The sequence below is a fragment of the Ruegeria sp. HKCCD7559 genome, from assembly GCF_013110575.1.
Lineage (GTDB): Bacteria > Pseudomonadota > Alphaproteobacteria > Rhodobacterales > Rhodobacteraceae > Ruegeria.
Window position 1 is genome coordinate 1,617,005 of the sequence record NZ_WVQU01000001.1, and the last position, 25,734, is coordinate 1,642,738.

Below are 25,734 nucleotides of genomic sequence, written 5' to 3' on the forward strand. Positions count from 1 at the left end.
GCATCAAGATCACGTCATTTTTTCGAATCCTTGCAGAGTTTCTGATGGGGCCAATAGGACTCTGTAAAAAAGTTACAATATCTGGACAGTCGGGAAAATATCCTTACAAAATTGGCTTCACACTGACCGCCCAGACCGGAGTATCGCACTTGTCCCTATTCCTTATCGCGGCCCTTCCCTTCCTCGGCGCTGTTTTTCCTGCCCTGCTGATCCGGGCAGGTCGGAACGCAGCCGCCTCCGCCGCCGGGTTAACCACATTCCTGGCCCTGATGGGACTGTTGATCCATGTCCCTGCGGTGATGCGCGGAGACGTCGTGACCGCCCGGTTCGACTGGATACCGGGGCTGGGGCTGAACGCGAACTTCATGCTGGACGGCCTGGGATTTTTGTTCGCGTTGCTGATCCTCGTCATTGGATTGCTCATCATTCTCTACGCACGGTTCTACCTGTCGCGCGAAGATCCGATGGGGCAGTTCTATACCTACCTGCTGCTGTTTCAGGGGGCGATGGTTGGTATTGTCCTGTCCGACAATATCCTGCTTTTGATTGTTTTCTGGGAGCTTACATCGCTCAGCTCATTCCTGCTGATCGGCTATTGGAAGCACCTTCCCGAAGGTCGGCAGGGCGCGCGCATGGCCTTGGCCGTCACCGGCTCTGGCGGCTTGGCGATGATCGCCGGGATGCTGATCCTCGGCAATATCGTGGGGTCTTACGATCTCAGCGTCATTTTGCAGAACAAAGAACTGATCCAGGCCTCACCCTACTACATGCCTGCGCTGATCCTGATCCTGCTGGGCTGTTTTACCAAGTCGGCGCAGTTCCCGTTTCATTTCTGGCTGCCGCACGCCATGGCCGCGCCGACACCGGTTTCAGCCTATCTGCACTCTGCCACCATGGTGAAAGCGGGCCTGTTCCTGATGGCACGGATGTGGCCGGTTCTGGCAGGCACGGATGCGTGGTTCTATATCGTCGCCACGACGGGGCTGGTCACCATGCTGATTGGCGCGTCTATCGCGTTGTTCAAGGACGACCTTAAGGCGCTGCTGGCGTTTTCGACCGTTTCGCATTTGGGCCTCATCACCATGCTGCTGGGCTTTGGCACAAAGATTGCAGCCGTCGCTGCCGTGTTTCACATCATCAACCATGCAACGTTCAAAGCCGCCTTGTTCATGACCGCCGGGATCGTGGATCACGAAACCGGCACGCGCGATATCAAAAGACTGGGTGGCTTGCGCCACCTGATGCCGATCACCTTCACAATCGGCACGATTGCCGCCCTCTCGATGGCCGGGCTGCCGCCTCTGAACGGTTTCCTGTCCAAAGAAATGATGCTTGAGGAAACCGTGCACACCACATGGATGCACTCTCATTACCTGGTGCCGGGGCTGGCGCTGTTGGCTGCGTTGTTCTCGGCCGCGTATTCCTTCCGCTTCGTCAGCCACGTCTTTCTTGGACCTCAGCGGGAAGATTATCCGGCACATCCGCATGATCCGCCCGTAGGGTTGTGGATTGCGCCCGCTTTCCTGGTCGTACTTGTCATTCTGATCGGCCTTTATTCCGCGACCATTGTCGGCCCATTGGTCGCAGTAGTGTCCAGCGCGGTGATCGGCGGCGAGAAGCTTCCGTATTACTCGCTGAAACTCTGGCATGGCTTCACACCGGCGCTTTACATGTCGGTCGTGGCCACGCTGGGCGGTCTATTCCTACTGGCGTTGCACAGACGAGGTGAGCGGATCTGGAACGCCCTGCCCCGCCCCGAAGCCAAGCAGATCTTTGAAGCAATCATAGAAGCGCTGACCCGGCTGAGCCGCTGGATCACCGATGAGATGCACAACGGGGTCCTCAGCCGCTATGCGATCATCTTTGTCGCCTTTACCGTTGGCCTGGGCTATTACGCGTATTCGACCGGAACCATCGGCATTGAAACCCGCGTTCCGCTGCCGGCTCAGATCATTCCGATCATTGGCTGGATCTGCCTTGTGGGTGCGACGCTGGGCATTATGTGGTTCCACCGGAATCGTCTTTTGTCACTGGTATTGATCGGTGTCGTCGGCCTGATCGTTTCGATTGCCTTCAACTATCTCTCGGCCCCGGACCTTGCCTTGACGCAAATCTCGGTCGAGGTGGTGACAATGATCCTTTTGTTGCTGTCGCTGAACTTCCTGCCGACCGAAACGCCCTGGGACAGTTCAGCGGCGCGGCGCTGGCGGGACGCGGCGATTTCCGTGGTCGCGGGCCTTGGCACCGGTGCGTTGATCTACGCGATGATGATGCGCGATTTCGCGTTCCCGACGATTTCAGAGTTCCATCTGGCCAATTCCTACAAAGGCGGCGGCGGCACCAATGTGGTCAATGTGATCCTCGTCGACTTCCGGGGTTTTGATACCTTTGGCGAGATCATCGTTCTGGGCATCGCCGCGCTGATCATCTTTGCGCTGACGGAATCCGTTCTCGGTACAAATGTCCGCAGTTACCTGCTGAACCGCAAACCGCATTGGCCGCAATCCGGGGATTCGCATCCGCTGATGATGGTTGTGGTCACCCGCGTCATGATGCCGATCGCACTGATGGTCGGGGCGTATATCTTTTTCCGCGGGCACAACCAGCCCGGCGGAGGCTTTATTGCCGGCCTGATCGTCGCCATCGCTTATCTGATGCAATACATGGCCAGCGGTTATACCTGGGCCATCGAGCGGCAGAGGTTCTATTACCACGGCACCATCGGCTGGGGTGTTCTGATCGCTGCGGCAACCGGGTTGGGCGCGTGGTTCAACGAACGCCCCTTCCTGACCAGCGATTTCGGCTACATCAACTGGCCTCCGCTTGAGGAATTCGAATGGGCCACCGCCATGCTGTTTGATACAGGCGTATTCCTGGCAGTTCTGGGTGCGGTCATGCTGGCATTGGACAGCCTGTCCCGCTTTGCGTGGCAACCGGGGATGGCACAGGAATTCCCGATGGATATCAATCCCCTGCGAGACAACCCACCGGAAGAGCAACAAGAGAAGGAGCAGGCCTGATGGAAGCGCTCGTAGCCTCTGCCGTCGGTATCATGACCGCTGCCGGGATCTTCCTGATCCTGCGCCGCCGGACGTTTCCGGTCATTCTGGGCCTGTCTCTGATCACATACGCGGTGAACGTTTTCCTGTTCGCGACCGGACGACTGGCGCTGAACGCGCCTGCGGTTCTGAACAAGTACAAGGACGTGCCCTATACCGACCCACTTCCACAGGCGTTGGTCCTGACGGCCATCGTGATCTCGTTCGGGATGACCGCCGTGATCGTGATGATCTCGCTCAGCGCATACCTGTCCGCCAAGAATGACCATATCGACATGACCGCCCAGGACAGTGTTGACGCGCCGGGAGATGACGCATGAACCACTGGATCGTTGCGCCGATCGTCCTGCCCGCGATTCTGGCCCCTTTCATCATCATGGTCCTGCGATACCATCTGGACTTGCAACGTATCTTCTCGGTCGCGGGTGTCGTGGCTTTGCTTGGGATTGCGCTGACAATCACGGCTCAGGCCTCGGGCGGGGACATTCAGGTGTACGAGCTTGGCGACTGGCCCGCCCCCTTTGGCATCGTTATGGTGCTGGATCGCATGTCCGCAATGATGGTTCTGCTGACCGCCCTGCTGGCCCTGCCGATCGTGCTTTATGCCATCGCCTCGGGCTGGGATGACCGGGGCAAGCATTTCCACGCGCTGTTTCATTTCCAGCTCATGGGCGTCTGTGGCGCCTTCCTGACCGGCGACGCCTTCAACCTTTTCGTGTTCTTCGAGGTGCTGCTGATCGCGTCTTACGGCCTTATGACCCATGGCGGTGGCGCGGTACGGTTGAAAGCGGGTGTGCAGTATGTGGCGTATAACCTGTTGGGGTCGACCCTCTTTCTGTTTGCCCTTGGCACGATCTATGGCGTGACCGGAACGCTGAACATGGCGGACATCGCCGTGCGCGTTGCGGAGATCCCAGCCGAAGATACCGCATTGTTGCGGGTTGGTGCGGTGTTGTTGCTGCTGGTCTTCTGCATCAAGGCTGCCGTTCTGCCGCTGCACTTCTGGCTGCCCGCCAGCTATGCCAACGCCCCGCTGCCGGTTGCGGCCCTGTTTGCAATCATGACCAAGGTAGGAGCCTATTCGATCCTGCGAATGTACACTCTGGCCTTCGGTCCCGACGTCGAAGTCACGCAGGGTCTGGTTGGCGATTGGTTGCAACCCGCGGCGCTGCTGACGCTTGCTGTCGGCGCCGTCGGCATTTTGGGATCGCAGCATATTGCCCGCATGGTTGCCTTTTGCGCCATCGCGTCCATGGGTACTTTGCTGATCGCGATTTCACAGTTCACGCCCGGCGCGACGGCAGCCGCCCTTTATTACGTGTTCCATTCGACACTTGCGACCGCGTTGCTGTTCCTCATTGCTGACCTGATCATGGAACGGCAGGGAGGGGCCATAGCCCCCAAGCCGCCGATGCCGCAAAACGGGTTGATTGCCGCCCTGTTCTTTGTCGGCGCCATCGCGATGGCTGGAATGCCGCCGTTGTCCGGCTTTGTTGGCAAGCTTTTGGTTCTGGACGCTTCGCGCGATGCATCCGATGCCACCTCGGTCTGGGCCGTTATCCTGATTGGATCATTCGTCACCATCGTCGGGCTGGCCCGTGCCGGGACGCTGATCTTCTGGAAAAGCTACGACGCTGAGGTTGTCACAACCGATGAAACCGCCGAAGGCGAAAACGCGTCTGCCGCCGCCGCCCCCGAACCGCAACCCGGCGTTGCTTTTACGGCTGTGTTCGGGGCCGTGGCAGGTCTGATCCTGCTGACCCTGTTCGCGGGTCCGGCCCTGGAGTACACGAGCAAAACCGCAGAGCAGTTGTTTACCCCTGAAAACTACATCTCTGCCGTCTTGGGAAGGGAAGAGTGATGAAACTGCTGCGCCGAATTTTCCCGCACCCTCACCTGACGATTTTGCTGACGCTTGTCTGGATTCTGCTGGCGAACAAGCCTTCGCTGAATTCTTTGATCTTTGGCCTGATCCTCGGGATCATCATTCCATTCGTCACACAACCCTACTGGCCGGATCGTCCCAAACTTCGCAACTGGCCAATGGTTGTGGAATACATGCTGGTGGTGCTTTGGGATATCGTGGTTGCGAACGTGACGGTGGCCCGGATCATCCTGTTCAAACGCAATGACAACCGCCAGCCCAACTGGGTCTGTGTCCCGCTTGAGCTGCGCACACCCGAAGCGATCACGGTTCTTGCGGGCACCATCACGATGACTCCGGGCACCGTCAGTTGTGATTTGTCAGCTCAGGGGCATAATCTGCTGGTGCACTGTCTTGATGCCCCCGACCCCGAGGCCGTGCGGGACCAGATCAAACAGCGCTATGAACGTCGCCTGAAGGAGATTTTCGAATGATCGACTACGCGATTTATTTTGCATTTGCCTGTTTCGGTGCGGCGATCATGATGTGTCTGTGGCGTATCATCACCGCTGACGGGGTCGGCACCCGGGTTCTGGCCTTGGACACTATGGTAATCAACACAATCGCCCTGATGATCCTATATGGGTTGGATCAGGGGACCGAGATCTTTTTCGAGGCCGCCATGATCATTGCCATGCTCGGTTTTGTTTCCACCGTGGCCTATGCGCGCTTCATGTTGCGCGGCAACATTATCGAATGAGGGCGGGATGACATTCATCGTGGAACTGCTGATCGCCTTTTTCCTGATCGTCTCGGGTATCTTCGGCTTTGTCGGGTCTTTTGGCATGATCAAGCTGAATGACCCAATGTCCCGCCTGCACGCCCCGACCAAGGCAACGACCTTGGGGGTGGGCGGCGTGCTTCTGGCTTCGATCGTGCATTCTGTTCTTCTGGAAGGAAAGCTGTCCCTGCACGAGCTGCTGATCACTCTGTTCCTGTTCCTGACCGCTCCGATCACGGCCCTGTTCATTGCAAAATGGCACATACACCGGCATGAAAAACCCGAAGACCTGCCGGATGCCGGCGAGGATGAACTTTGGGCCACCCACGCCGTCGAGCAGGTCGAAGACGTTCCGGATCATAGCGCGAATTGAAACCGATGCATATTCCTCCGCTGCCCCTGACCCGCGATCTGGTTCTTGTTGGCGGAGGCCACACCCACGCGCTGCTGCTGCGCAAATGGGGGATGGACCCGTTGCCCGGGGCGCGTGTGACCGTGATAAACCCCGGCCCGACGGCCCCGTATTCCGGAATGCTGCCAGGCTATGTCGCCGGGCATTATGACCGGTGGCGGCTGGACATCGATCTGGTCAGACTGGCCCGCTTCGCAGGCGCACGCGTCATTCTGGGCGCGGTCGATGGAATCGATACCGAACGTCAGGAAATCCATGTTCCCGGGCGTCCTCCGGTGGGTTTCGATGTGGCATCGATCAATGTTGGGATCACTTCGGACATGCCCGCAATGCCCGGCTTTGCGGAACATGCTGTACCGGCCAAACCACTTGGACCATTCGCGGCAGAATGGGCTGCTTATCTGGCGGGCAACGGCCCTGCCTCGGTCGTCGTGATCGGCGGTGGAATCGCCGGGGTTGAACTGGTCATGGCGATGGCTCATGCGCTCAGGGCCAAGGGTCGGTCAGCGCAGGTTACGCTGATCGACAATGCCATTGCCTTGACGGCCACCAAACCCAAAGCGGCAGAGACGATCCGCCGTGCGATGCAGGATCTTGGTGTAGAGGTGATCGAAAACGCCGCGATCAGCCGGATCGCTTCGGATCACGTCGCTTTGCAGGATGGGCGCAAGATCCCGGCCGGTTTCGTGACAGGTGCGGCCGGAGCCCGCCCCTATGGCTGGATCGAAAAGACCGGGCTGGACCTTGAGGATGGCTTCATCCGGGTAAACAGCTACCTGCAATCCAGCGATCCCGTGGTTTTTGCCGCCGGTGATTGCGCCTATCTGACGGACAATCCCAGACCCAAAGCCGGTGTTTATGCAGTGCGCGAAGCACCGGTTCTGTTCGACAATCTGCGCGCGGCGCTGGGGGCTGGACGAATGCGCAAGTACATCCCGCAGAAAGATTACCTGAAGCTGATTTCGCTGGGCGGCAAGTCAGCGCTGGGCGAGCGGTTGGGGTTGTCCCACAGCGGAGCGATGATGTGGAAATGGAAAAACCACATCGACCAGACTTTCATGAACAAGTTCCGGGACCTGCCGCAGATGAAACCCCCTGCGCTGCCGCGCGCACATGCCGCCGGGCTTGTCGAAGCGCTGGGCGAAAAACCGATGTGTGGCGGATGCGGTGCCAAGGTCGGGCGCGGAGCATTGCAGGTGGCGCTGAAATCGCAGCCCGATCCCGTTCGCCCGGATATCATCCCCCTGCTCGGCGACGACGCGGCTCTGCTTCAGACGGGCGGGGTTCGGCAGGTCATGACATCAGATCACCTGCGGGCTTTTACCAATGATCCCGCACTTATGGCGCGCATCGCCGCTGTACATGCCCTGGGGGATGTGTGGGCCATGGGGGCCGCACCTCAGGCGGCCACGGCAACGATCATCCTTCCGCGCATGTCTGCTGCCCTGCAACGCCGTACCATGTCGGAAATCATGTCGATCGCAGGAGACGTCATGCGGGACGCCGGTGCCGATATCGTGGGCGGGCACAGTTCCATGAGTGACGAGATGACAATCGGATTCACACTGACCGGCCTGTGCGACGGCGACCCGATAACACTGGCCGGCGGGCAACCGGGCGACTGTCTAATCCTGACCAAACCCATAGGAAGCGGCGTTCTTATGGCGGCCGAGATGGCAGGCCAGGCCAATGGTGCCTGGGTCGCCGCAGCCTACCGGCACATGGCGCAGCCGCAGGGAAAGGCGGCCCGCATATTGGCCGGGGCCCATGCGATGACCGACGTGACCGGGTTTGGTCTGGCCGGACATCTGCAAGGTATCTGCGACGCTTCCGGATGCGGGGCCACGATGGATCTGGATGCCGTGGAGTTGATGGATGGCGCGCAGGAACTGACGGACCGGGGTGTTCGATCAACCCTTTTTGCAGACAACCGGGCAATAGCACCTGCCCTGCCCGCCGAGGGCAAAGCCGCCCTGATATTCGACCCGCAGACAGCAGGCGGCCTGCTGGCCGCAGTGGCGGCAAAGGATGCCGATACCGTCCTGGAAGACCTCAGGAACGCCGGATATCCGGCCATGGCAATCGGCGAGCTCACCGATGCACCGGGACTGCGCCTTCAGGACTGATCCAGCAGGGTTTCGATCCGGGTGGCCGCCTCGCTCAGGCCGGCATCGTTCAAAAGGGCGATCTCAATATCGGCCAGAACCTTGACGGAACGGGATCGCCGCGCCTTTGCGTATGCCGGGTCGTAATGCTGCTCCATCAGGGCCTGGGTCAGCACCTGTTTTTGACCTGCTTCGATCAGCTGCATCCAACCATCCACGACCTCGTGCCCGCGATGAAAGCGCAGCGGCGACAACCGGTCCCGCAAACGGTCGCCGTCAGACAGGATGTCGTCGTAGGCCTGAACGAGATAGGCGGCGCGCGCCTCGAGCGGAGCCGTGATGTTCACCCGTGGGGCTGAACACAAAGCGTTCCACAGGCTGGGCGGCAATATCAGGCTGCCGATCTTGGACGATTCCGCTTCGATGACGACCGGGCGCGCCGTATCCATCGCACAAAGCGCCCCTGCCAGGGCCGATTCAAAAGCTTTCTGGCTGGGCTGGCCGCCCGGTCTTTCCCCCAGCAGGGAACCCCGGTGATTGGCCAGTGCTTCGAGGTCAAGAACCTGCACTCCGCGTGACTGCAAACGTGCCAGCAATTCTGTCTTGGCCGTTCCGGTATAGCCATCCAGCGCCACCAACCGATGCGGCAACGGATCATCGTACAAATACGCATTCACCAGCCTGCGGTAGGTGCGATAGCCGCCCTCGATTACATCCGCGCGCCAGCCGATTTGTTGCAGCATCCATGTGAACGACCCGGAACGCTGTCCGCCGCGCCAGCAATAGACCAGAGGGCGCCAGCTTCCTTCGTGGTGGCTTAGATGTTGCTCGATGTGGTTGGCCGCATTGCGGAACACCAGAGCGGCCCCGAGTTTACGCGCCAGAAACGGGCTCTCCTGTACATACATGCTCCCGACACGGGCGCGTTCCTCGTTGTTCAGAACCGGCAGGTTGATCGCGCCTGGCAGATGATCTTCAGCGAACTCTGCCGGGCTGCGCACATCGATGACCGTGTCAAAACCATGCGCATAAAGCTGTGTCAGATCAGAAAAGGTCAGGGCCATGCCGAAGGTCTAGCTTGCCGCGTTTGCAAAGAAAAGGCCGCACGCCCTCACTCGTGCAAAGGCTTGATCAGATCAGGTCCGCTGGCCCGGTTCGAGTTCACGACCGGATCAACGCGATGAAACGTCAGCACATCCTCTGCCCCCGGCTGCATCAGACGAGCAGCGCCCTTTCCCGCTTCTCCCAACCACAATGACCAATGCTCGGGTTCGAGGATCAGGGGCATCCGGTGATGGATGGTGCCAAGGTTTTCGTTGGCCGCCGTCGTCACGATGGCACAGGTGCTCTGACGGTTTTCATCCACCCCCCAGTCCTGCCAGATCCCCGCAAAGGCAATGGGGGCGCCGTCCCTGCGATGGATGTACCAGGGCAAGCGCTTTCCCTCGTCCGTCTTGGTCCATTCGTAGAACCCTGTTGCGACAATCAGACAGCGACGCGACCGGCAGGCATCACGAAAGGCAGGCTTTTCCGCCAAAGTCTCGGCACGGGCGTTGATCAGCAAAGGCCCGGCGGTTTCCGTCTTGTACCAATGCGGCAAAAACCCCCAGCGCAGCGCATCCAGACGCCGACCTGAGTCACCACCCCGAACCACATGCACCTGATTTGTCGGACAAACATTGAAGTTCGGCACGGTTGGCAACGCGTTCGCCGGGCGCGCGGAAAACAGCTGCGCCATCGCGTCATTGGGAAGAGTTATTGCAAACCGTCCGCACATGGGTAATCAACCGACGATACAATCTTGATACTGGCACAGGATCTTACGGGGTCATATGGATAACCAAATAACGCAATCCCTCAAGAGCAAAGCAATGGCCCTTTTGGATGCGGGCAAGCTGCCACAGGCGCTGAAATAGGCCCAGCTGGGTATCAAGAAATTCCCAAAGGACGCTGACTACCAAGCCATCGCCGGTTTCGTTTTGACCGAAATGAAGCAGTACAGGAAATCCATTCCGCATTTCATTGAAGCCTCGCGGATGAAGCCCGATGATCCACAATTTGCCGAGAATCTGGCTAACGCCTTGATGCAAACAGGGCAAATTGTGCAGGCATTGACCTACGCAGAGAAAAAGATTGAACGATTTCCAAACAATCGGGAACTCACCAGAGTCATCGACGAAATTCAGCGCCAAGGGGAAAACTGGCGATCCATCATCCAGTTCACAACACACAAACTGGCGTCAGATCCGGACAACGCGGAGTTGCTTTCAAAGCGTGCCCGCGCCTTCCAAAGCATCGGTTTTGTCGAGGAAAGCACGCGGGATATCCAACGCGCGTACGAGTTGGCACCAAAGAACACAACGATTGCATTGCAAACGGCCATCAATCTGCATCAGGCCGGTGACAGAGCCCAAGCGATCAAAGTTCTGCAAAACATACTGGAAACCGATCCCCACAACCCGAATGCCCTGTTGCAATCCGCAATATTGACCGCATCGGAAAACGTGCCGCAGATGATCCCTGCGTTGAACGAAGCCATCGCTCAGACAGATCAACCATTGCAAGAGCTCGAGTTTGCCAAAGCACATCTGATCGAAAAAAGCGAAGGCTTGGCCAAGGCTTTGCCGCAATTTGCAAAGGCAAACGCAATCCAACAGAGTATTCTGCCCTACGACCCCGAAATCGAAGAGAACAAAATATCCGATATTCTGAACCTGTTCCCTGAAGGGTCGCCTGGGGTCAGTGCAGAGCAAAACAGTATGCCGGTACCAATTTTTGTTATCGGTCAGCCGCGATCCGGAACCACTTTGATGGAGATGATGCTGAGCTCTGCGCCCGGTATCGCCGGTTGCGGCGAGCTAATGCTGATGACCGACCTTTCCGCCAAGTTTTATTCGTCTGGCACGTCGCTCGATTCAGAAGCCGCGAAGGCGATTGCCCAAAGCTACCTGGACCAGATGCCTGGGATTCCGGCGGATTCAATCGCCTTTGTCGACAAGATGCCGCACAACTATCAAAATGTCGGCTTCATTCTTGCAGCCTTCCCGAATGCCCGGATCATCAACATGTTGCGGGATCCACGCGATGTCGGTTTGTCAAAATGGATCCAGCGGTTCCTAGCAGATGGCATGAACGACACATCCAACCTTGAAGCGATCGCGCATACCGCAAATCTGTATCGCCGTTACATGTCTCATTGGGATAAGCTGTTCGGAAACCGCATTCTGACAATGCCCTATGAAGAACTGGTGGCGGACCCCCTGACCCACAGCCAGCGCGTTGCCGAGTTTTGCGGTATTGAGTGGTGCCAATCCATGGTACATCCCGAAAAGAACACCAGACAGGTGCGAACGGCCAGCGTGGATCAGGTGCGCAACAAGATCTCGACCAAGTCAATCGGACGCTGGCGCGAGGTCGCGGATCAGATCAAACCGATGCTGGATGGCTTTGACCCGGAACTTTGGCCGGAATACGATTTCAGTTGATCCGCAAAAGCAGAAAAGCCGCATCATGATGACGCGGCTTTTGTTCTTTTCAAAAACAAAGTCACTTCTGCTGGATGCGTCCGTCGACATAAGGCTGGTACGGCGCGTTTTCAGCCAGATATTCCGCGGTTACATCCGCAAGATCCGGACCGAAGTCATAGGCGTTCTTGTTATCGCCTTCGAACATTGAATACCCATCGCCGCCATTGCGGACGTAGTTGTTGGTTACGGCCAGGTAAGTTTTGTTCGGGTCGATCGGAACGAACCCATCACCCTCGGCGACCATCACATCAATGATACGCCCTTCGTTCGGCGCTACGCTGGGATCCCAGGTAAAGCGCAGGCCTGCCACTTGCGGGAACCGGCCCTTGACCTCTTCCACCTGGCTTACGCCGTTTTCCAGCGCGTCAATAACGGTCTGCCCGGTGATCTCAAAAGTGGACAGCGTGTTCTGGAACGGCAGCACGGTCAGCACTTCGCCCATGGTCACGTCTCCGGGGTCGATAGACGCCCGCAAACCACCCGAGTTCGCGATGGCAATCTGAACGCCCTGATCGGCAACCCGCGCCAGCATCGCATCGGCAACAAGATTGCCCATCTGGCATTCCTGTACGCGACATACAGAGCGATCCCCCTCGATGGCCTCGGCCGCGCTGGCGACAACCTTGTTTCGGATTTCATCCAGAGGCTGAGCAAGTTCCGCGATCCGATCCAATGCGGCCTGATCCTCGGTCACGGTGTTGTCCATGATCAAGGGTTCACCAACCGCTTCGACCACATTGCCGTCATCATCAAACGTGACGTTCAGTTCGCCCAGAAACTTGCCGTAGGCATAGGCTTGAACGATCTGCACACCGTTGACCACCGTCGGATAAGGGCCCACGGCCTTGTCCGATGCATTCGAAAGATAGGTGTTCGAATGGCCGCCAACGATCACGTCGACGCCGCTTGTCTCAGCCGCGACACGCTGATCGACGCCATAGCCCGAATGGCTGAGTACGATGATCTTGTTGACGCCTTCGCCCGTCAGCTTGTCGACCTCGGCCTGAACCGCGGGCACCGGGTCTGAAAAGGTCACGTTGGGACCGGGCGACGCAAGTTCATGCGTATCGATCGGCGTCAGCCCGATCAGGCCAATCTTTTCGCCCCCCACCTCGATCACGGTGGATTTCTTGATGTGGTCAGTCAGAAGTTCTTCGTCGCGAATATCGGCATTGGACATCAGGACCGGGAAATCAACCGCGTCGATAAAGCCACGCAACACTTCCGGGCCGTCGTCAAACTCGTGATTGCCCACGGTCATGGCATCATAGCCCAGCTTGTTCATGAACTCGGCAGCGACCTTGCCCTTGTAGTACGTGTAGAAAAGGGACCCCTGAAACTGATCGCCGCCATCCACCAAAATCGAATTGTCGGCACGTTCACGTGCGTCTTTCACGGCTGTGACCAGGCGCGCCGATCCACCAAAGCACTTCCCTTCGGCATTGTCTTCCGCATCGCATCCGCTGTCGTATTTGTTGATCGGCTCGAAACGAGCATGAAAATCGTTGGTGTGCAAAATTGTCAACTTGTAGTCGGCTGCCGCAACTCCGGCGGTCAGGCTCAGAACCGCGACTGAAGTCAAAATTCGGGTCTGCATTATGGTACTCCCAGTTATTATTTGTGGTGATCGTGCGCGCATGACGGCAGAGAGTCAAAGAAGAAATCCGACTTGATTCCATCTTCCGCGCGGGGCATCAGGTCCGTATGCTGATTTACAAGATTTTCCGAGCCGAAGAGTGGGCCACCTTGCAGGACCAAGGTGCCTCGAACGGTGCTCCGATCGACGTCGCTGACGGGTTTGTCCACTTTTCCACCGCTGAACAAGCCGCTGAAACAGCAGCCAAACATTTTGCCGGTGTTGATGGTCTGGTTTTGCTGGCCTGTGACGCAGATGCGATGGGCGACGACCTGAAATGGGAGGTCTCGCGCGGCGGTGCCCTGTTCCCGCATCTCTATCGCCAAATCCGGATGAGCGATGTTGTCTGGTCACGCCCTCTGCCGTTTGACGGCACCGCGCACCAGTTCCCAAAGGATATGTCATGACATCCTATATTGACCCGGACCGCGACCAGTTCGAGGCCTTCAAGGCATTGGATCGGGACAAGCCGATCGAAATGCTCAACCTGGTGAACTTTCGGGCCAAGGCGCAGTACCCACCCGCGCATGAACTGGCGGATGCAGACCTGACCGGAGCGCAAGCCTATCAGAACTACGGGGCTGAAACCGCTGCGATCATTGAACGTATCGGGGCGCGCATCCTCTGGCGTGGGGTGTTTGAAGCAACCCTGATTGGCCCGGCGGACGAGGTGTGGGATGCCGTTTTCATTGCCCGCTATCCAACGGCACATGCATTTTTGGAAATGGTCACCGACCCGGCCTATCAGGCGGCGGTGATCCACCGTCAGGCGGCGGTGGAAACGTCGCGCCTGATCCGATGCGGTTCTGGTGAAGCCAAGGCGACATTCGGATGAAACTGATAGAAAAACTGGGCCTTGCCGCCCTGCACCGCATGGACCCCGAGACCGCCCACGGGATGTCGATCAGGGCGTTGAAGTCAGGGCTTGCTCCTGCACCCGGGCCGGTAACGACGCCGCGCCTGAAAACGGTCGTTGCCGGGCTGACCTTGCCGAACCCGGTTGGGCTGGCCGCCGGGTTCGACAAGAATGGTGAGGTTTTGGCCCCGCTGTCCCGCGCCGGGTTCGGTTTTGTCGAGGTCGGGGCGGTCACGCCGCGCCCGCAACCGGGAAACCCCAAACCCCGCCTGTTTCGCCTGACCGAGGACAAGGCAGCCATCAACCGCTTTGGCTTCAACAATGAAGGCATGGAGGTGATGGCCAAACGGCTGGCAGACCGCCCCAAAGACGCGGTCATCGGCCTGAATCTGGGGGCCAACAAGGACAGCGAAGACCGTGCCGGAGATTTTGTCAAAGTGCTGGCCCATTGTGCCGAACACCTGGATTTTGCAACCGTCAACGTGTCATCCCCGAATACGGAGAAGCTGCGGGATTTGCAGGGCAAAGCCGCTCTCACCGCGTTGTTGAGCGGTGTGATCGAGACACGTGACGCGCTGCCGCGCCCGCTGCCGATCTTCCTGAAAATCGCTCCGGATCTCACCGAGGCGGAATTGCAGGACATCGCCGAGGTCGCACGCGAAACCGGGGTGGACGCTGTGATCGCCACCAATACCACCTTGTCCCGCGACGGGTTGCGCAGCGCGCAGAAAAACGAAAGTGGTGGTTTGTCGGGCGCCCCGCTGTTTGAAAAGTCGACCCGCGTACTGGCTCGGCTGAGCAAACTGACGGACGGGGATATCCCCCTGATCGGCGTGGGCGGCATCGGCACTGCCGAGCAAGCCTATGCCAAGATCTGTGCCGGGGCATCGGCCGTGCAGTTCTATACCGCAATGGTGTATGGCGGCATTTCCCTGGCGGCCGACATCGCCAAAGGGCTGGATGACTTGCTGGCGCGTGACGGTTTTGACACTGTATCGCAAGCCGTCGGCAGCAAACGAGAGGATTGGCTGTGATCGAATACTGGCACAACCCCCGCTGTTCCAAATCCCGCGTCGGTCTGGCGCTTTTGGAAGAAAACGGTGCACAGGTCTGCGTTCGAAAGTACCTGGAAGACGCGCCGTCAATCGACGAGTTGCGCGCTGCGCAATCCGCCCTTGGGCTGTCGCCCATCGAAATGATGCGCACAGGAGAAAAACGGTTCAAGGAACTGGGGCTGGCCAAAACCTCGCCCGACGAAGATCTGATCCGTGCCATGGCCGAAGACCCGATCCTGATCGAGCGCCCTCTTGCAATTGCCGGAGACAAAGCCGCCATCGGGCGTCCGCCGGAAAACCTGTTGACGTTGCTCTAGGCCACCTGGGCCTCAAGCTTGGGATAGCGCCAGCCCATCGTCACACCACGCGCGATATTGAGAACCATCAGCGCAGCCCACAGGCCGTGGTTGCCGAAGACAGGCACCAGCATGAACAAAGCGACCACATAGATCGCCACCGACTGAATCATCGCGTTTCGCATGGCGCGGGTCCAGGTGGCGCCGATGTAGATACCATCGAACATCCAGCTTGCCACCCCGATCACCGGGGCGATCGCGGCCCAGAACAGGTATTCGCGCCCGGCTTCACGCACCTGTGGTGAAGTTGACATCAGGTCGATCAGTGCCGGTCCGGCAACGAAGAAAACCGCCGCCAGCAACAGCGCCCCCCCGACACCCCATTGCGAGGCCATGACAGAGGCGCGACGCACCTGATACCTGTCTCTGGCACCGACTGCGCCTCCGACCAGCGCTTCGGCGGAAAAGGCAAACCCATCAAGCGCAAAGGCGGTGATTTCAAGAAATTGCAGCAAAACTTGATTGGCCGCCAGATTCACGTCACCCAGATCCGAGCCAACAAAAAGGAATGTCGTGAACGATCCGGTCAACAGAACCGATCGCAGCATGATATCACCGTTGACCTGCAACATACGCCGCAGCCGGGCGGCATCGAAAACCCGAGCCCAATCGCGCCAGATTCCATCTGCGAACCCATCCCGGCAAAGCCACAACCCCAAAGCCAATCCGGTCCATTCTGCAATCAGGGTGGCAATGGCAACCCCCTCGACCCCCCAGCCAAGGCCCAAAACGAACCACAGGTCTAGACCGATATTCAACCCGTTCATCCAGACCTGAAGGATGAACACGCCGCGCGTACGTTCGACGGCGATCAGCCAGCCGGTAACGGCATATAACGCGATGGTGGCGGGCGCCCCCCAGATGCGGATTTCCAGATAGGATCGGGTCAGAGCTTCAACTTCGGGGCTTGCCGGGGAAAGCGCGAACGCACCCGCAAACACGGCCACCTGCGCAAGGATAAAGAACAGCCCTGCCGCGCCTCCCAGGATCAGGCCGCGCATCAGCAGCGCCCGGGTTTCGACGGTATCGCCTGCCCCGCGTGCCTGCGCCGCCATCCCGGTCGTGCCCATCCGCAGGAAACCGAAGATCCAATAGACTGTGGACAGGATCACAGCCCCGATGCCGACCGCCCCGATCGGGGCCGCCTCGCCCATCTGACCGACAACGCCCGTATCCACCGCACCCAGTATCGGCACGGTGGCATTCGACAGAACTATGGGCACCGCGATCTTCAGCACCCGCCTGTGCGTGATGGGCGCCGAGGTGTCCTGCACGGTCAGCTCTTATCTCTGGGAGGTTGCGGCATCAGGAAATGTCCGGAAGCCTGCGCAAACAGTTTCGCATGGTTATCCTGCCAGGCTTCGACCCGGACCGAGGCATACCGCCGCCCGGATCTGCTGATGAAGGCCCGTGCATATGCGTCCCGTGGAAGGCCCGAGCGCAGATAGTCGACGGTAAAGTCGATGGTCTTGGGAAAGCGGATATTCGGGTCGGTCACAATCGCCTCTCCGTCGATCTCGCCACTTTCGATACGTGGGAACATATGTTCCCAACTGAGGGTGATGACAGCGGTCACTTCGAGGAATGCCGCGGTTACACCGCCGTGAATCGCAGGCAGAAACGGGTTGCCGATCAACTTGTCGTCGAAGTTCAGAACACCGGTCAGTTCGTCCCCGCGCCGGTCGAAGCTGATATTGAGAAAGCGGATATACGGGACGCCGTCAACCAGCGCTCGCAACGCTGCATCGCGTCGCTGCTTGACCACCTGCATTGGTTCGGGACGAGGTCTTGCCATGTTATTTCCCCTCAACCGTAAAGGACCCCGAGGCCGTGGCCACCGGCAGGTCTTTGTCCTGGTCCATAGCCGTCGCTCGTACAAACGCCACGTTCCGCGTGATGTGATAGCAGACGGCGTGCGCTGTAACCGTCTGACCCGGTGTCGCCGCGCGCATGTAGTCAATGCGCAGATCAATCGTGGCTGTCCCGCCGGGGGCCGACGGGTGGCTCATCACGGCAGCACCGCAGCACGTGTCCAGAATTGTGGAAATCGCCCCACCGTGAATTACCCCAGTGCGCGGATCACCGATCAGATCCTCATTGTAGGGCAACGTGATCTCTGCCTCGCCCTCGCCGATCTGCGTGAGCTTGAGGTTCAATGCCCGCGCATGGGGGATCGCCTCGATAAACTGGCGGGCTAAAACTGTCTTGTCGACCATAGGTTTGCGTCCTGTTCTCTGCCCGTCCTTTATGAGCCGCTGTTTCCGCAAAGGGCAAGCCCACCTGTTGCGCTTGGGATCGGGACCGCCTAGGTTGCTGACAAGGAGATCGGGAATGTCCAACAACCGTTTGTCATTCAAAGAGATGTGCGCCGAGTTCGACGTGACCCCGCGCACTCTGCGCTATTACGAATACATCGAGCTTTTGCAACCGGACCGTGAAGGTCGGTCTCGGTTTTACGGCCCGCGCGAATGCGCGCGGATGAAGCTGATCATGCGCGGCCGCAAGTTCGGATTCCCCCTGGAAGAGATCCGCCAATGGCTTTTGATCTACGAAGATCAGGGCAATGAGGCGCAAATGGCCACCTTCGTCGAGATGGCGGATCGCCAGATGAGCGAGCTTCAGCAGCAGCGCCAGCAACTGGACGAAGCCATGGACGAGCTCAAGCGTCTGCGCGACCAGACGGCCAAGTCCTTGGGATAGCCGCCCCCAATCCGAAAATTCGAATTGATCACCCTGAATCTGCGCAAACAGATGCGCGGTGTTTCCGCAATTGCGACAGCTTTGGCGGGAAATTCCGCATGACGCTACGGAAAGAAAATTGCGTCAGACCGTGCTTACGTGACCGGATGTTACGTCAACTTTAAAATGACGCAGCGTCTGGATTACGTAAACGTCACTCTCGTGTTGTAAAGCGCGTACCAACTGCGCAACTCATATCTCATGACGCCAGTGACGAGAGTATGACGAATGACCGAAGATGTGATGACCATCCGTGAGATGTGCGAGACCTATGATGTCACGCCACGCACCTTGCGGTTCTATGAGGCCAAGGAACTTCTGTTCCCGATCCGTGAAGGCCAGAAACGTCTGTTCACCAAGCGTGATCGGGCGCGGCTCAAACTGATCCTGCGCGGCAAACGATTTGGGTTCAGCCTGGAAGAAATTCGGCAATTGCTGGATTTGTACCATGTCGGCGACCAGCAGGTCACACAGATGACCCGCACCTATGAAATCGCGTGCGAGCGTCTGGAGGACATGGAAGCGCGCCGCGAAGAGCTGACGCAGGCCATCGACGATCTGAAAGAGCAGTTGCGCTGGGGCGAGAAAGTCATCGCCTCGATGAAACAGGAAAAGAAGGCAGCCGAGTAACCTCGACCTGTCATCCGGACATATGAATTAAGGGAGCTTCACATGCCCGTTTACAACGCGCCAACCAAAGACATGCAGTTCATCCTGCACGACGTACTGAATGTCTCGCAGTCGGACATACCCGGCTATAACGAACTGGAAGCCGAGTTTACCGGCGCGGTTCTGGAAGAAGCTGGCAAAGTTGCCACCAATGTTCTGCATCCGCTGAACGTGGTTGGCGACACCGAAGGGTGCCGGTTGGAAAACGGTATTGTGTACACCCCGACCGGGTTCAAGGAAGCCTTCGAGCAGATGAAGGAAGGCGGCTGGACTGGCCTCGACATGCCGGAAGAGTATGGCGGCCAAAACATGCCCTATGTGCTGGGCACTGCTGTGGGTGAGATGTTCTCGGGCTCTAACCAGGCCTTCACCATGTACCAGGGCCTGACGCACGGCGCGGCCTCGGCGATTCTGGCGCACGGAACGGACGAGCAGAAGAACAAGTACCTGCCCAAAATGGTCAGCTGTGAATGGACCGGTACCATGAACCTGACTGAACCGCATTGCGGCACCGATCTGGGCCTGATGCGCACCAAAGCGGAACCGCAGGGCGACGGCAGCTACAAAATCTCGGGCCAGAAGATCTTTATCTCGGCTGGCGATCACGACATGGCCGACAACATCATCCATCTGGTGTTGGCAAAAATCCCCGGCGGCCCCGAGGGTATCAAAGGCGTATCGCTGTTCATCGTCCCCAAGTTCATCGTCAACGAAGACGGCTCTTTGGGCGAACGCAACGGCGTCTCGGTCGGCAAGATCGAAGAGAAAATGGGCATCCACGGCAACTCGACCTGCGTCATGAACTATGACGAAGCCACCGGCTGGCTGCTGGGCGAAGAGCACAAGGGCATGCGCGCCATGTTCACCATGATGAACGAAGCGCGTCTGGGTGTGGGTATGCAGGGCCTGTCGCAGGCCGAAGCGGCGTACCAGAACGCTCTGGAATATGCCAAGGATCGTTTGCAGGGGCGCGATGTGACCGGTGTCAAAAATCCGGATGGTCCGGCCGATCCTCTGATCGTGCATCCTGATATCCGTCGCAACCTGATGGATCAGAAAAGCTTTACCGAAGGCGCGCGCGCGTTCATCCTTTGGGGCGCGACCATGATCGACAAGGCGCACCGCGCAGGAGACAAGGATGCGGACGGGCTCATCTCGCTGCTGACCCCGGTCATCAAAGGCTTCCTAACCGACGAAGGCTACGACATGACCGTTCAGGCGCAGCAGGTCTATGGGGGCCATGGTTACATCGAAGAATGGGGCATGTCGCAATACACCCGCGATGCCCGGATCGCCATGATCTATGAAGGCGCCAACGGCGTACAGGCGTTGGACCTTGTTGGCCGCAAACTGGCGCAGGATGGCGGTAAGCACGTCATGGCCTTCTTCGACATGGTCAAAACCTTCTGCAAGGAAAACTCAGGCCAGAACGAGGCTTATGACAAAGCCTTCATCGAACCGCTGAAGGCTGCGTCCAAGGATCTGCAGGCGGCTGGTATGTATTTCATGCAGGAAGGCATGAAAAATCCGAACAACGCGCTGTCCGGTTCCTATGACTTCATGCACATGTTCGGTCATGTCTGCCTGGGCCTGATGTGGGCCCGTATGGCCAAGGCCGCACAAGAAGCGCTGGACAGTGGCACGTCGGACAAAGAGTTCTACGAGACCAAGATCGACACCGGCCGCTTCTACATGGCCCGCCGTCTGCCCGCCACGGCGTTGCATCTGTCGCGCATTCAAACTGGCGCAGATACGGTCATGGCGCTGGAGGCTGCGAACTTCTGATCTTTCTCCGGTTCCGGGGCCCCGCCCCGGAGCCGGTTTTCGGAGGAGATACAATGCCAAAACGATTTCGCCTGACCCGCCGATTCCCGGTCGCCATGACCGAGGACGGCTATCGAAAGCTCAGGGCTTTTGCCCGTGAGGCAGGATTAGATGAAGGCGAAGCGCTGTCTTTTCTGTTCGAAAATTTCAACAGCGTCATTGATGAAGACAACCTTACCCATCGATTGCGTCTTTTCAATTCCGAGTTGGAGGCGCGCAAGCGCTAGGCACCAGAACCGCCAAGCTAGGATGAAAGATGCACTAAACGCCACGGGAGGGGCGATTGCATGACCATAAAACTGCACTGCTTCGGAGAAAGCGGCAATTCCTACAAGGCCGCTCTGGCGCTGGAAATGTCTGGCCTCGATTGGGAACCGGTCTTTGTCGATTTCTTCAACGGCGTCACCCGAAGCCCCGAGTTCCGTTCGGAAATCAACGTGATGGGCGAAGCGCCCTTCATGGTCGATGACGATTTCCAAACCTCCCAATCCGGTGCCATTCAGGCCTATGTGACTGAAAAATCAGGCAAGTTCGGAGGCAAAAACCGGGAAGAGAACTATGACATCCTGCGCTGGGTGCTGTGGGACAATCACAAGCTTAGCTCGATGGCGGGCCTGACCCGGTTCCTGATCAACTTTCTGCCCGAACAGCATCGCAACCCGGATGTGATCGCCTTCAACCAGGGCCGCCTGAAGGCCGCTTATCAGGTGCTGAACGCGCATCTGGAAGGCCGTGACTGGATCGTCGGCGACGGCGTGACCAACGCCGATCTCAGCTGCTGCGGCTATCTGTATTACCCCGAACCATTCGGCTTTGACCGTGCCGACTGGCCCAACATCGACGCCTGGCTGACTCGCCTGTCCGAACAGCCCGGCTGGAAACACCCCTATGACCTGATGCCCGGCAACCCGTCGGATCGAGCTTGAGGAGAAGACCCATGACCGAAGCTTATATTTATGACGCCCTGCGCACCCCGCGCGGCAAGGGCCGCAAGGATGGCAGCCTGCACGAGGTAACCTCGGTACGCCTGTCCGCCCTGACCCTGAACGCGATGAAGGAACGCAACAACCTGGAAGGCCACGCCGTCGAGGACGTGATCTGGGGCAACGTCACGCAAGTGATGGAGCAAGGCGGCTGTCTGGCACGTTCGGCGGTTCTGGCCTCGGATCTGGACCAGTCGATCCCCGGCCTGGCGATCAACCGCTTCTGCGCGAGCGGGATGGAAGCCGTGAACCTGGCCGCAAACCAGGTCAAGGGCGGCGCGGGCGACGCTTATATCGCCGGTGGCGTCGAGATGATGGGCCGTGTTCCCATGGGCAGCGACGGGGCGGCGATTGCCGTTGACCCCTCTCTGGCGATGGAGACCTACTTTGTGCCGCAGGGCATCTCGGCCGACATCATTGCCACAGAGTACGGGTTCAGCCGCGATGACGCAGACGCTCTGGCGGTTGAATCGCAAAAGCGCGCGGCCGAAGCTTGGGCCGACAACCGGTTCGAAAAGTCGATCATCACGGTCAAAGACCAGAACGGCCTGCCCATTCTGGACCGCGACGAATACATGCGCCCGGGCACCGACATGCAAAGCCTTGGCGCGCTGAACCCGTCCTTCCAGATGATGGGCGAGCAGATGCCCGGCTTCGACAAAGTGGCGATGCTGAAATACCCACATCTTGAGCGGATCAATCACATCCACCATGCGGGCAACAGCTCGGGCATCGTGGATGGGGCTGCGGCCGTGCTGATCGGCAACAAGGAATTCGGCGAGAAATACGGCCTGAAACCGCGCGCCCGCATCAAGGCCACCGCCAAAATCGGTACCGACCCGACCATCATGCTGACCGGCCCAGTTCCAGTGACCGAGAAAATTCTGGCCGACAACGGCATGAAGATCAGCGATCTGGACCTGTTCGAAGTGAACGAAGCCTTCGCCTCGGTCGTACTGCGGTTCCAACAGGCGTTTGATGTCGACCCGGCGTTGGTGAACGTCAACGGCGGGTCAATCGCGATGGGTCACCCGCTGGGCGCAACCGGTGCGATCATCATCGGCACCTTGCTGGATGAACTGGAGCGTCAGGACAAGGAAACCGGTCTGGCCACGCTTTGCATTGCGTCCGGCATGGGTGCGGCAACGATTATCGAGCGGGTCTGATGCCCAAGCTGGATCTCTCTCAGATCCCGTTCAAGGGGGGCTCGTCCTATCCGGGCAAGCTGGCCGAGGCGACCGCTGGTCGTTTCGTGCAGCGCGTCGGGGATGCGGGCGGGTTGACCCAATACGGGGTCAACATCGTGCGGCTGGAGCCTCAGGGCCTCTCGTCGCTGCGCCACTACCATATGGAGCAGGACGAGTTTGCCATCATGCTCAGCGGCAAATGCGTGCTGATCGATGACGATGGTGAGCATGAGATGCTGCCCGGTGACTGCGCCGCTTGGCCCGCTGGTGAGGCCAATGGCCACCACCTTGTGAACAAGACCGATGCGCCCGCGACCTTTCTGGTGGTGGGCACACGGACCCCGACCGAGACTGGCTATTACAGCGACATAGACATGATGGTGAAGGATGATGAAAACGGATTCTCTTTCACCCGGAAAGACGGCAGCCCGCTGACGGCTGACCAGATTGGAGATGACAATGACTGATTTCACTCTGACCAAAGACGCGGACGGCGTCGCCTTTGTGACCTGGGACGCCCAGGGAAAATCCATGAACGTGCTGACCCGCGAGGCTTTTCAAGAAGTCAGCCAACTGATTGATCAGGCCCTGAGCGACGACGAGATCAAAGGTGTTGTCATTACCTCGGGCAAGGAAGGCTCGTTTGCCGGCGGAATGGACCTGAACACATTGGCCACTATCCGTCAGGAAGCGGGGGACGAACCTGCGCAGGCGTTGTTTGATTTCGTCATGGGCGGGCATCACATCCTGCGCAAACTGGAATTGGCGGGCATGGACCCCAAGACCAAGAAAGGTGGCAAGCCCATCGCCTGCGCGATCAACGGAACCTGCGCCGGGATCGGGACCGAGATCGCACTGGCCTGCCATCACCGCGTCATGACAAGCAACCCAAAATCCAAGATCGGGCTGCCCGAAATCCTGCTGGGCATCTTCCCCGGCGGCGGCGGCACCATCCGTTACAGCCGCATGGTGGGCGCCATGGCGGCGGCCCCGGCACTGCTTGAAGGCAAGATGATGGACCCGGCCAAGGCCAAGGGCGCGCAGTTGATCGACGCAGTTGCCGACGATCCGGTCGCTGCGGCCAAGGAATGGGTTCTGAATGCCAAGGACGCCGACCTGGTGAAACCCTGGGACGCGAAGGGCTACAAGATGCCCGGTGGTGCGCCCTACCACCCTGCCGGTTTCATGACTTTCGTGGGCGCGAGCGCCATGGTTCATGGGAAAACGCAAGGCGCCTTCCCCGCGGCCAAAGCCCTTCTGAGCGCAATCTATGAAGGCGCGCTGGTCGACTTTGACACCGCTTTGAAAATTGAAGCCCGCTGGTTCACCAACGTTCTGATGAACCCGTCCTCGTCGGCGATGATCCGGTCACTGTTCCTCAACAAGGAAGCGCTTGAAAAAGGCGCGGTCCGTCCGAAAGGTGTGCCCGATCAGCGTGTTAAGAAGATCGGCGTTCTGGGCGCTGGGATGATGGGGGCCGGTATCGCGCTGGTTTCGGCCCAAGCTGGCATGGAAGTCGTTCTGGTCGACCGCGATCAAGAGGCGGCCGACAAAGGCAAAGCTTACACCGAAACCTATCTGGACAAGGGTATCAAGCGCGGCAAGGTCACGGCCGAAAAGAAAGAGGCCATGCTGGCCCGCATCACGTCGACACCGGATCTGGACCATCTGAATGGGTGTGACCTGATCATCGAAGCCGTGTTTGAAGACATGGGCGTAAAGGCCGAGATGACCAAAAAGGTCGAGGCAATCATCCCCGAGGACTGCATCTTTGCCTCGAACACCTCGACCCTGCCGATCACCGATCTGGCCAAGGCAAGCGTGCGTCCCGACCAATTCATCGGCATCCACTTCTTCTCACCGGTCGAGAAGATGTTGCTGGTCGAGATCATAAAGGGCAAGGAAACCGGTGATCGCGCCGTTGCCAAGGCGCTAGACTACGTGCGCCAGATCCGCAAGACGCCGATCGTGGTCAACGATGCGCGCTTCTTCTACGCCAATCGCTGCATCATTCCGTACATCAACGAAGGCGCACGGATGATCACCGAAGGCGTGAGCCCCGTGCTGATCGACAACGCTGCGCGTCAGTTGGGCTTTCCGGTTGGTCCGATCCAACTGACCGATGAAACCTCGATTGATCTGGGGGCCAAGATCGCTCGGGCGACCAAGGCAGCCATGGGCAATGCCTATCCGGAAAGCCCCTCGGACGATCTGATCTTCTGGATGGAAGAACAGGGCCGCCTGGGCCGCAAGGCGAATGCCGGTTTCTTCGACTATGACGAGAAGGGCAAGCGCGTCGAATACTGGAAGGGCCTGCAAGACAAGTATCCGCTTGCCGATGACCAGCCTGACCTGATCGAAGTGCAGGAACGTCTGATGTTTGCTCAGGTTCTGGAAGCTGTCCGCGCGCTGGAAGAGGGTGTTCTGGAAGACATCCGTGAAGGCGACGTGGGCGCCATTCTGGGCTGGGGCTTTGCGCCGTGGTCCGGTGGTCCGCTCAGCTGGCTCGACATAATCGGTACGCCCTACGCAGCCGAAAGATGTGATCAGCTGGCCGAGAAATATGGCGAACGCTTTGCCTGCCCGCCGCTGCTGCGTGAGATGGCAGAAAAGGGTCAAACCTTCTACGGGCGTTTCAACCCCGAAGCAAAGGCTGCCTGAATCAGTGACGCAGGCGCGTG

At 58.7% G+C, this 25,734-nt stretch carries 27 protein-coding genes; 20 read left to right on the forward strand and 7 right to left on the reverse strand.

Annotated features, from left to right (window positions below):
- The first annotated feature begins 149 nt into the window (after positions 1-149).
- Genes GS605_RS08050 through selD form a run of 7 tightly spaced genes read left to right on the forward strand, consistent with a single transcriptional unit; the run spans position 150 to position 8,242 of the window.
- Positions 150-3,020, forward strand: a complete 2,871-nt coding sequence (locus tag GS605_RS08050; protein ID WP_171723597.1) for a monovalent cation/H+ antiporter subunit A — start codon at positions 150-152, stop codon at positions 3,018-3,020.
- Complete coding sequence (locus GS605_RS08055) at positions 3,020-3,379, forward strand: Na+/H+ antiporter subunit C (protein ID WP_171633661.1); 360 nt, start codon at positions 3,020-3,022, stop codon at positions 3,377-3,379. The genes GS605_RS08050 and GS605_RS08055 overlap by 1 nt, the downstream gene beginning before the upstream one ends.
- Positions 3,376-4,920, forward strand: coding sequence for a monovalent cation/H+ antiporter subunit D (locus tag GS605_RS08060; RefSeq protein ID WP_171723598.1), 1,545 nt, complete (start codon positions 3,376-3,378; stop codon positions 4,918-4,920). The genes GS605_RS08055 and GS605_RS08060 overlap by 4 nt, the downstream gene beginning before the upstream one ends.
- Positions 4,920-5,417, forward strand: a complete 498-nt coding sequence (locus tag GS605_RS08065) for a Na+/H+ antiporter subunit E (protein WP_171633666.1) — start codon at positions 4,920-4,922, stop codon at positions 5,415-5,417. The genes GS605_RS08060 and GS605_RS08065 overlap by 1 nt, the downstream gene beginning before the upstream one ends.
- The gene (locus GS605_RS08070) at positions 5,414-5,683 is read left to right on the forward strand and encodes a K+/H+ antiporter subunit F (protein ID WP_152457439.1); all 270 of its coding nucleotides are present in this window, start codon (positions 5,414-5,416) and stop codon (positions 5,681-5,683) included. Before GS605_RS08065 ends, GS605_RS08070 begins: the two co-directional genes overlap by 4 nt.
- 7 nt (positions 5,684-5,690) lie before the next feature.
- A complete protein-coding gene (locus GS605_RS08075; protein ID WP_171633669.1) occupies positions 5,691-6,077 on the forward strand; it encodes a Na+/H+ antiporter subunit G in 387 nt (128 codons plus the stop codon).
- A gap of 5 nt (positions 6,078-6,082) precedes the next feature.
- Entirely contained in the window at positions 6,083-8,242 is a 2,160-nt protein-coding gene (gene selD / locus GS605_RS08080; protein ID WP_171723599.1) for a selenide, water dikinase SelD, read from the forward strand.
- Here selD and mnmH read toward each other — a convergent pair.
- Genes mnmH through GS605_RS21005 form a run of 3 tightly spaced genes read right to left on the reverse strand, consistent with a single transcriptional unit; the run spans position 8,233 to position 10,413 of the window.
- Positions 8,233-9,285 (reverse strand): tRNA 2-selenouridine(34) synthase MnmH, encoded by a 1,053-nt coding sequence (gene mnmH / locus GS605_RS08085; protein ID WP_171723600.1) that lies wholly within the window; start codon positions 9,283-9,285, stop codon positions 8,233-8,235. The genes selD and mnmH overlap by 10 nt on opposite strands.
- Positions 9,286-9,332: 47 nt before the next feature.
- The gene (locus GS605_RS08090; protein WP_171633676.1) at positions 9,333-9,998 is read right to left on the reverse strand and encodes an SOS response-associated peptidase; all 666 of its coding nucleotides are present in this window, start codon (positions 9,996-9,998) and stop codon (positions 9,333-9,335) included.
- A 43-nt stretch (positions 9,999-10,041) separates the two neighbouring features.
- Positions 10,042-10,413, reverse strand: coding sequence for a hypothetical protein (locus GS605_RS21005; protein ID WP_253283244.1), 372 nt, complete (start codon positions 10,411-10,413; stop codon positions 10,042-10,044).
- Between the two features lie 69 nt (positions 10,414-10,482).
- On the opposite strand from GS605_RS21005, the gene GS605_RS08095 reads away from it, so the two are divergent.
- On the forward strand, positions 10,483-11,706 hold the full coding sequence (locus tag GS605_RS08095) for a sulfotransferase (protein WP_253283245.1): 1,224 nt from the start codon (positions 10,483-10,485) through the stop codon (positions 11,704-11,706).
- A 61-nt stretch (positions 11,707-11,767) separates the two neighbouring features.
- Here the strand turns inward: GS605_RS08095 and GS605_RS08100 are convergent, their stop codons facing one another.
- The gene (locus GS605_RS08100; protein WP_171723601.1) at positions 11,768-13,345 is read right to left on the reverse strand and encodes a bifunctional UDP-sugar hydrolase/5'-nucleotidase; all 1,578 of its coding nucleotides are present in this window, start codon (positions 13,343-13,345) and stop codon (positions 11,768-11,770) included.
- A 107-nt stretch (positions 13,346-13,452) separates the two neighbouring features.
- On the opposite strand from GS605_RS08100, the gene GS605_RS08105 reads away from it, so the two are divergent.
- From GS605_RS08105 to arsC, 4 genes are read left to right on the forward strand one after another with little or no spacing between them, the layout of a single operon-like run.
- Positions 13,453-13,791: a DUF952 domain-containing protein gene (locus tag GS605_RS08105; protein ID WP_152457432.1), complete on the forward strand. Its 339-nt coding sequence runs from the start codon at positions 13,453-13,455 to the stop codon at positions 13,789-13,791.
- Positions 13,788-14,219: a DUF1330 domain-containing protein gene (locus GS605_RS08110; protein WP_171723602.1), complete on the forward strand. Its 432-nt coding sequence runs from the start codon at positions 13,788-13,790 to the stop codon at positions 14,217-14,219. Before GS605_RS08105 ends, GS605_RS08110 begins: the two co-directional genes overlap by 4 nt.
- Positions 14,216-15,274: a quinone-dependent dihydroorotate dehydrogenase gene (locus GS605_RS08115; RefSeq protein ID WP_171723603.1), complete on the forward strand. Its 1,059-nt coding sequence runs from the start codon at positions 14,216-14,218 to the stop codon at positions 15,272-15,274. Before GS605_RS08110 ends, GS605_RS08115 begins: the two co-directional genes overlap by 4 nt.
- Positions 15,271-15,612: an arsenate reductase (glutaredoxin) gene (gene arsC / locus GS605_RS08120; RefSeq protein WP_171723604.1), complete on the forward strand. Its 342-nt coding sequence runs from the start codon at positions 15,271-15,273 to the stop codon at positions 15,610-15,612. The genes GS605_RS08115 and arsC overlap by 4 nt, the downstream gene beginning before the upstream one ends.
- Here arsC and GS605_RS08125 read toward each other — a convergent pair.
- Genes GS605_RS08125 through GS605_RS08135 form a run of 3 tightly spaced genes read right to left on the reverse strand, consistent with a single transcriptional unit; the run spans position 15,609 to position 17,867 of the window.
- Complete coding sequence (locus tag GS605_RS08125; protein WP_171723605.1) at positions 15,609-16,925, reverse strand: MATE family efflux transporter; 1,317 nt, start codon at positions 16,923-16,925, stop codon at positions 15,609-15,611. The two genes, arsC and GS605_RS08125, sit on opposite strands and share 4 nt — an antisense overlap.
- A gap of 2 nt (positions 16,926-16,927) precedes the next feature.
- On the reverse strand, positions 16,928-17,446 hold the full coding sequence (locus GS605_RS08130; RefSeq protein WP_152457427.1) for a PaaI family thioesterase: 519 nt from the start codon (positions 17,444-17,446) through the stop codon (positions 16,928-16,930).
- A 1-nt stretch (position 17,447) separates the two neighbouring features.
- Positions 17,448-17,867 (reverse strand): PaaI family thioesterase, encoded by a 420-nt coding sequence (locus tag GS605_RS08135; protein ID WP_171723606.1) that lies wholly within the window; start codon positions 17,865-17,867, stop codon positions 17,448-17,450.
- A 115-nt stretch (positions 17,868-17,982) separates the two neighbouring features.
- Between GS605_RS08135 and GS605_RS08140 the strand changes: the two genes are divergently transcribed.
- The 8 genes from GS605_RS08140 (at position 17,983) to GS605_RS08175 (ending at position 25,714) form a co-directional block, all read left to right on the forward strand.
- Positions 17,983-18,351, forward strand: coding sequence for a MerR family DNA-binding transcriptional regulator (locus GS605_RS08140; protein ID WP_117869541.1), 369 nt, complete (start codon positions 17,983-17,985; stop codon positions 18,349-18,351).
- Between the two features lie 267 nt (positions 18,352-18,618).
- Complete coding sequence (locus GS605_RS08145; RefSeq protein WP_152457424.1) at positions 18,619-19,020, forward strand: MerR family DNA-binding transcriptional regulator; 402 nt, start codon at positions 18,619-18,621, stop codon at positions 19,018-19,020.
- 42 nt (positions 19,021-19,062) lie between these two features.
- A complete protein-coding gene (locus GS605_RS08150; RefSeq protein ID WP_171723607.1) occupies positions 19,063-20,844 on the forward strand; it encodes an acyl-CoA dehydrogenase C-terminal domain-containing protein in 1,782 nt (593 codons plus the stop codon).
- 53 nt (positions 20,845-20,897) lie between these two features.
- Positions 20,898-21,110, forward strand: a complete 213-nt coding sequence (locus GS605_RS08155) for a hypothetical protein (RefSeq protein ID WP_152457422.1) — start codon at positions 20,898-20,900, stop codon at positions 21,108-21,110.
- A 60-nt stretch (positions 21,111-21,170) separates the two neighbouring features.
- The gene (locus GS605_RS08160) at positions 21,171-21,809 is read left to right on the forward strand and encodes a glutathione S-transferase family protein (protein ID WP_171723608.1); all 639 of its coding nucleotides are present in this window, start codon (positions 21,171-21,173) and stop codon (positions 21,807-21,809) included.
- 11 nt (positions 21,810-21,820) lie between these two features.
- On the forward strand, positions 21,821-23,032 hold the full coding sequence (locus tag GS605_RS08165; protein ID WP_171633703.1) for an acetyl-CoA C-acetyltransferase: 1,212 nt from the start codon (positions 21,821-21,823) through the stop codon (positions 23,030-23,032).
- On the forward strand, positions 23,032-23,520 hold the full coding sequence (locus GS605_RS08170) for a cupin domain-containing protein (protein ID WP_152457419.1): 489 nt from the start codon (positions 23,032-23,034) through the stop codon (positions 23,518-23,520). The genes GS605_RS08165 and GS605_RS08170 overlap by 1 nt, the downstream gene beginning before the upstream one ends.
- Positions 23,513-25,714 carry a 3-hydroxyacyl-CoA dehydrogenase NAD-binding domain-containing protein gene (locus tag GS605_RS08175; RefSeq protein ID WP_171723609.1) on the forward strand — a complete coding sequence of 734 codons (2,202 nt, stop codon included), beginning with the start codon at positions 23,513-23,515 and terminating at the stop codon, positions 25,712-25,714. Before GS605_RS08170 ends, GS605_RS08175 begins: the two co-directional genes overlap by 8 nt.
- The last annotated feature ends 20 nt before the right edge of the window (positions 25,715-25,734 follow it).

Bases quoted from the DNA above. Each gene is read 5' to 3' on its own strand.
- GS605_RS08105 (WP_152457432.1), top strand. From the start codon at position 13,453: ATGCTGATTTACAAGATTTTCCGAGCCGAAGAGTGGGCCACCTTGCAG.
- GS605_RS08055 (WP_171633661.1), top strand. From the start codon at position 3,020: ATGGAAGCGCTCGTAGCCTCTGCCGTCGGTATCATGACCGCTGCCGGG.
- GS605_RS08150 (WP_171723607.1), top strand. From the start codon at position 19,063: ATGCCCGTTTACAACGCGCCAACCAAAGACATGCAGTTCATCCTGCAC.
- GS605_RS08075 (WP_171633669.1), top strand. From the start codon at position 5,691: ATGACATTCATCGTGGAACTGCTGATCGCCTTTTTCCTGATCGTCTCG.
- GS605_RS08060 (WP_171723598.1), top strand. From the start codon at position 3,376: ATGAACCACTGGATCGTTGCGCCGATCGTCCTGCCCGCGATTCTGGCC.
- GS605_RS08110 (WP_171723602.1), top strand. From the start codon at position 13,788: ATGACATCCTATATTGACCCGGACCGCGACCAGTTCGAGGCCTTCAAG.
- GS605_RS08100 (WP_171723601.1), bottom strand. From the start codon at position 13,345: ATGCAGACCCGAATTTTGACTTCAGTCGCGGTTCTGAGCCTGACCGCC.
- GS605_RS08140 (WP_117869541.1), top strand. From the start codon at position 17,983: ATGTCCAACAACCGTTTGTCATTCAAAGAGATGTGCGCCGAGTTCGAC.
- GS605_RS08070 (WP_152457439.1), top strand. From the start codon at position 5,414: ATGATCGACTACGCGATTTATTTTGCATTTGCCTGTTTCGGTGCGGCG.
- mnmH (WP_171723600.1), bottom strand. From the start codon at position 9,285: ATGGCCCTGACCTTTTCTGATCTGACACAGCTTTATGCGCATGGTTTT.
- GS605_RS08090 (WP_171633676.1), bottom strand. From the start codon at position 9,998: ATGTGCGGACGGTTTGCAATAACTCTTCCCAATGACGCGATGGCGCAG.
- GS605_RS08065 (WP_171633666.1), top strand. From the start codon at position 4,920: ATGAAACTGCTGCGCCGAATTTTCCCGCACCCTCACCTGACGATTTTG.
- GS605_RS08155 (WP_152457422.1), top strand. From the start codon at position 20,898: ATGCCAAAACGATTTCGCCTGACCCGCCGATTCCCGGTCGCCATGACC.
- GS605_RS08175 (WP_171723609.1), top strand. From the start codon at position 23,513: ATGACTGATTTCACTCTGACCAAAGACGCGGACGGCGTCGCCTTTGTG.
- GS605_RS08170 (WP_152457419.1), top strand. From the start codon at position 23,032: ATGCCCAAGCTGGATCTCTCTCAGATCCCGTTCAAGGGGGGCTCGTCC.
- GS605_RS08115 (WP_171723603.1), top strand. From the start codon at position 14,216: ATGAAACTGATAGAAAAACTGGGCCTTGCCGCCCTGCACCGCATGGAC.
- GS605_RS08160 (WP_171723608.1), top strand. From the start codon at position 21,171: ATGACCATAAAACTGCACTGCTTCGGAGAAAGCGGCAATTCCTACAAG.
- GS605_RS08145 (WP_152457424.1), top strand. From the start codon at position 18,619: ATGACCGAAGATGTGATGACCATCCGTGAGATGTGCGAGACCTATGAT.
- GS605_RS08165 (WP_171633703.1), top strand. From the start codon at position 21,821: ATGACCGAAGCTTATATTTATGACGCCCTGCGCACCCCGCGCGGCAAG.
- GS605_RS08135 (WP_171723606.1), bottom strand. From the start codon at position 17,867: ATGGTCGACAAGACAGTTTTAGCCCGCCAGTTTATCGAGGCGATCCCC.
- GS605_RS08130 (WP_152457427.1), bottom strand. From the start codon at position 17,446: ATGGCAAGACCTCGTCCCGAACCAATGCAGGTGGTCAAGCAGCGACGC.
- selD (WP_171723599.1), top strand. From the start codon at position 6,083: ATGCATATTCCTCCGCTGCCCCTGACCCGCGATCTGGTTCTTGTTGGC.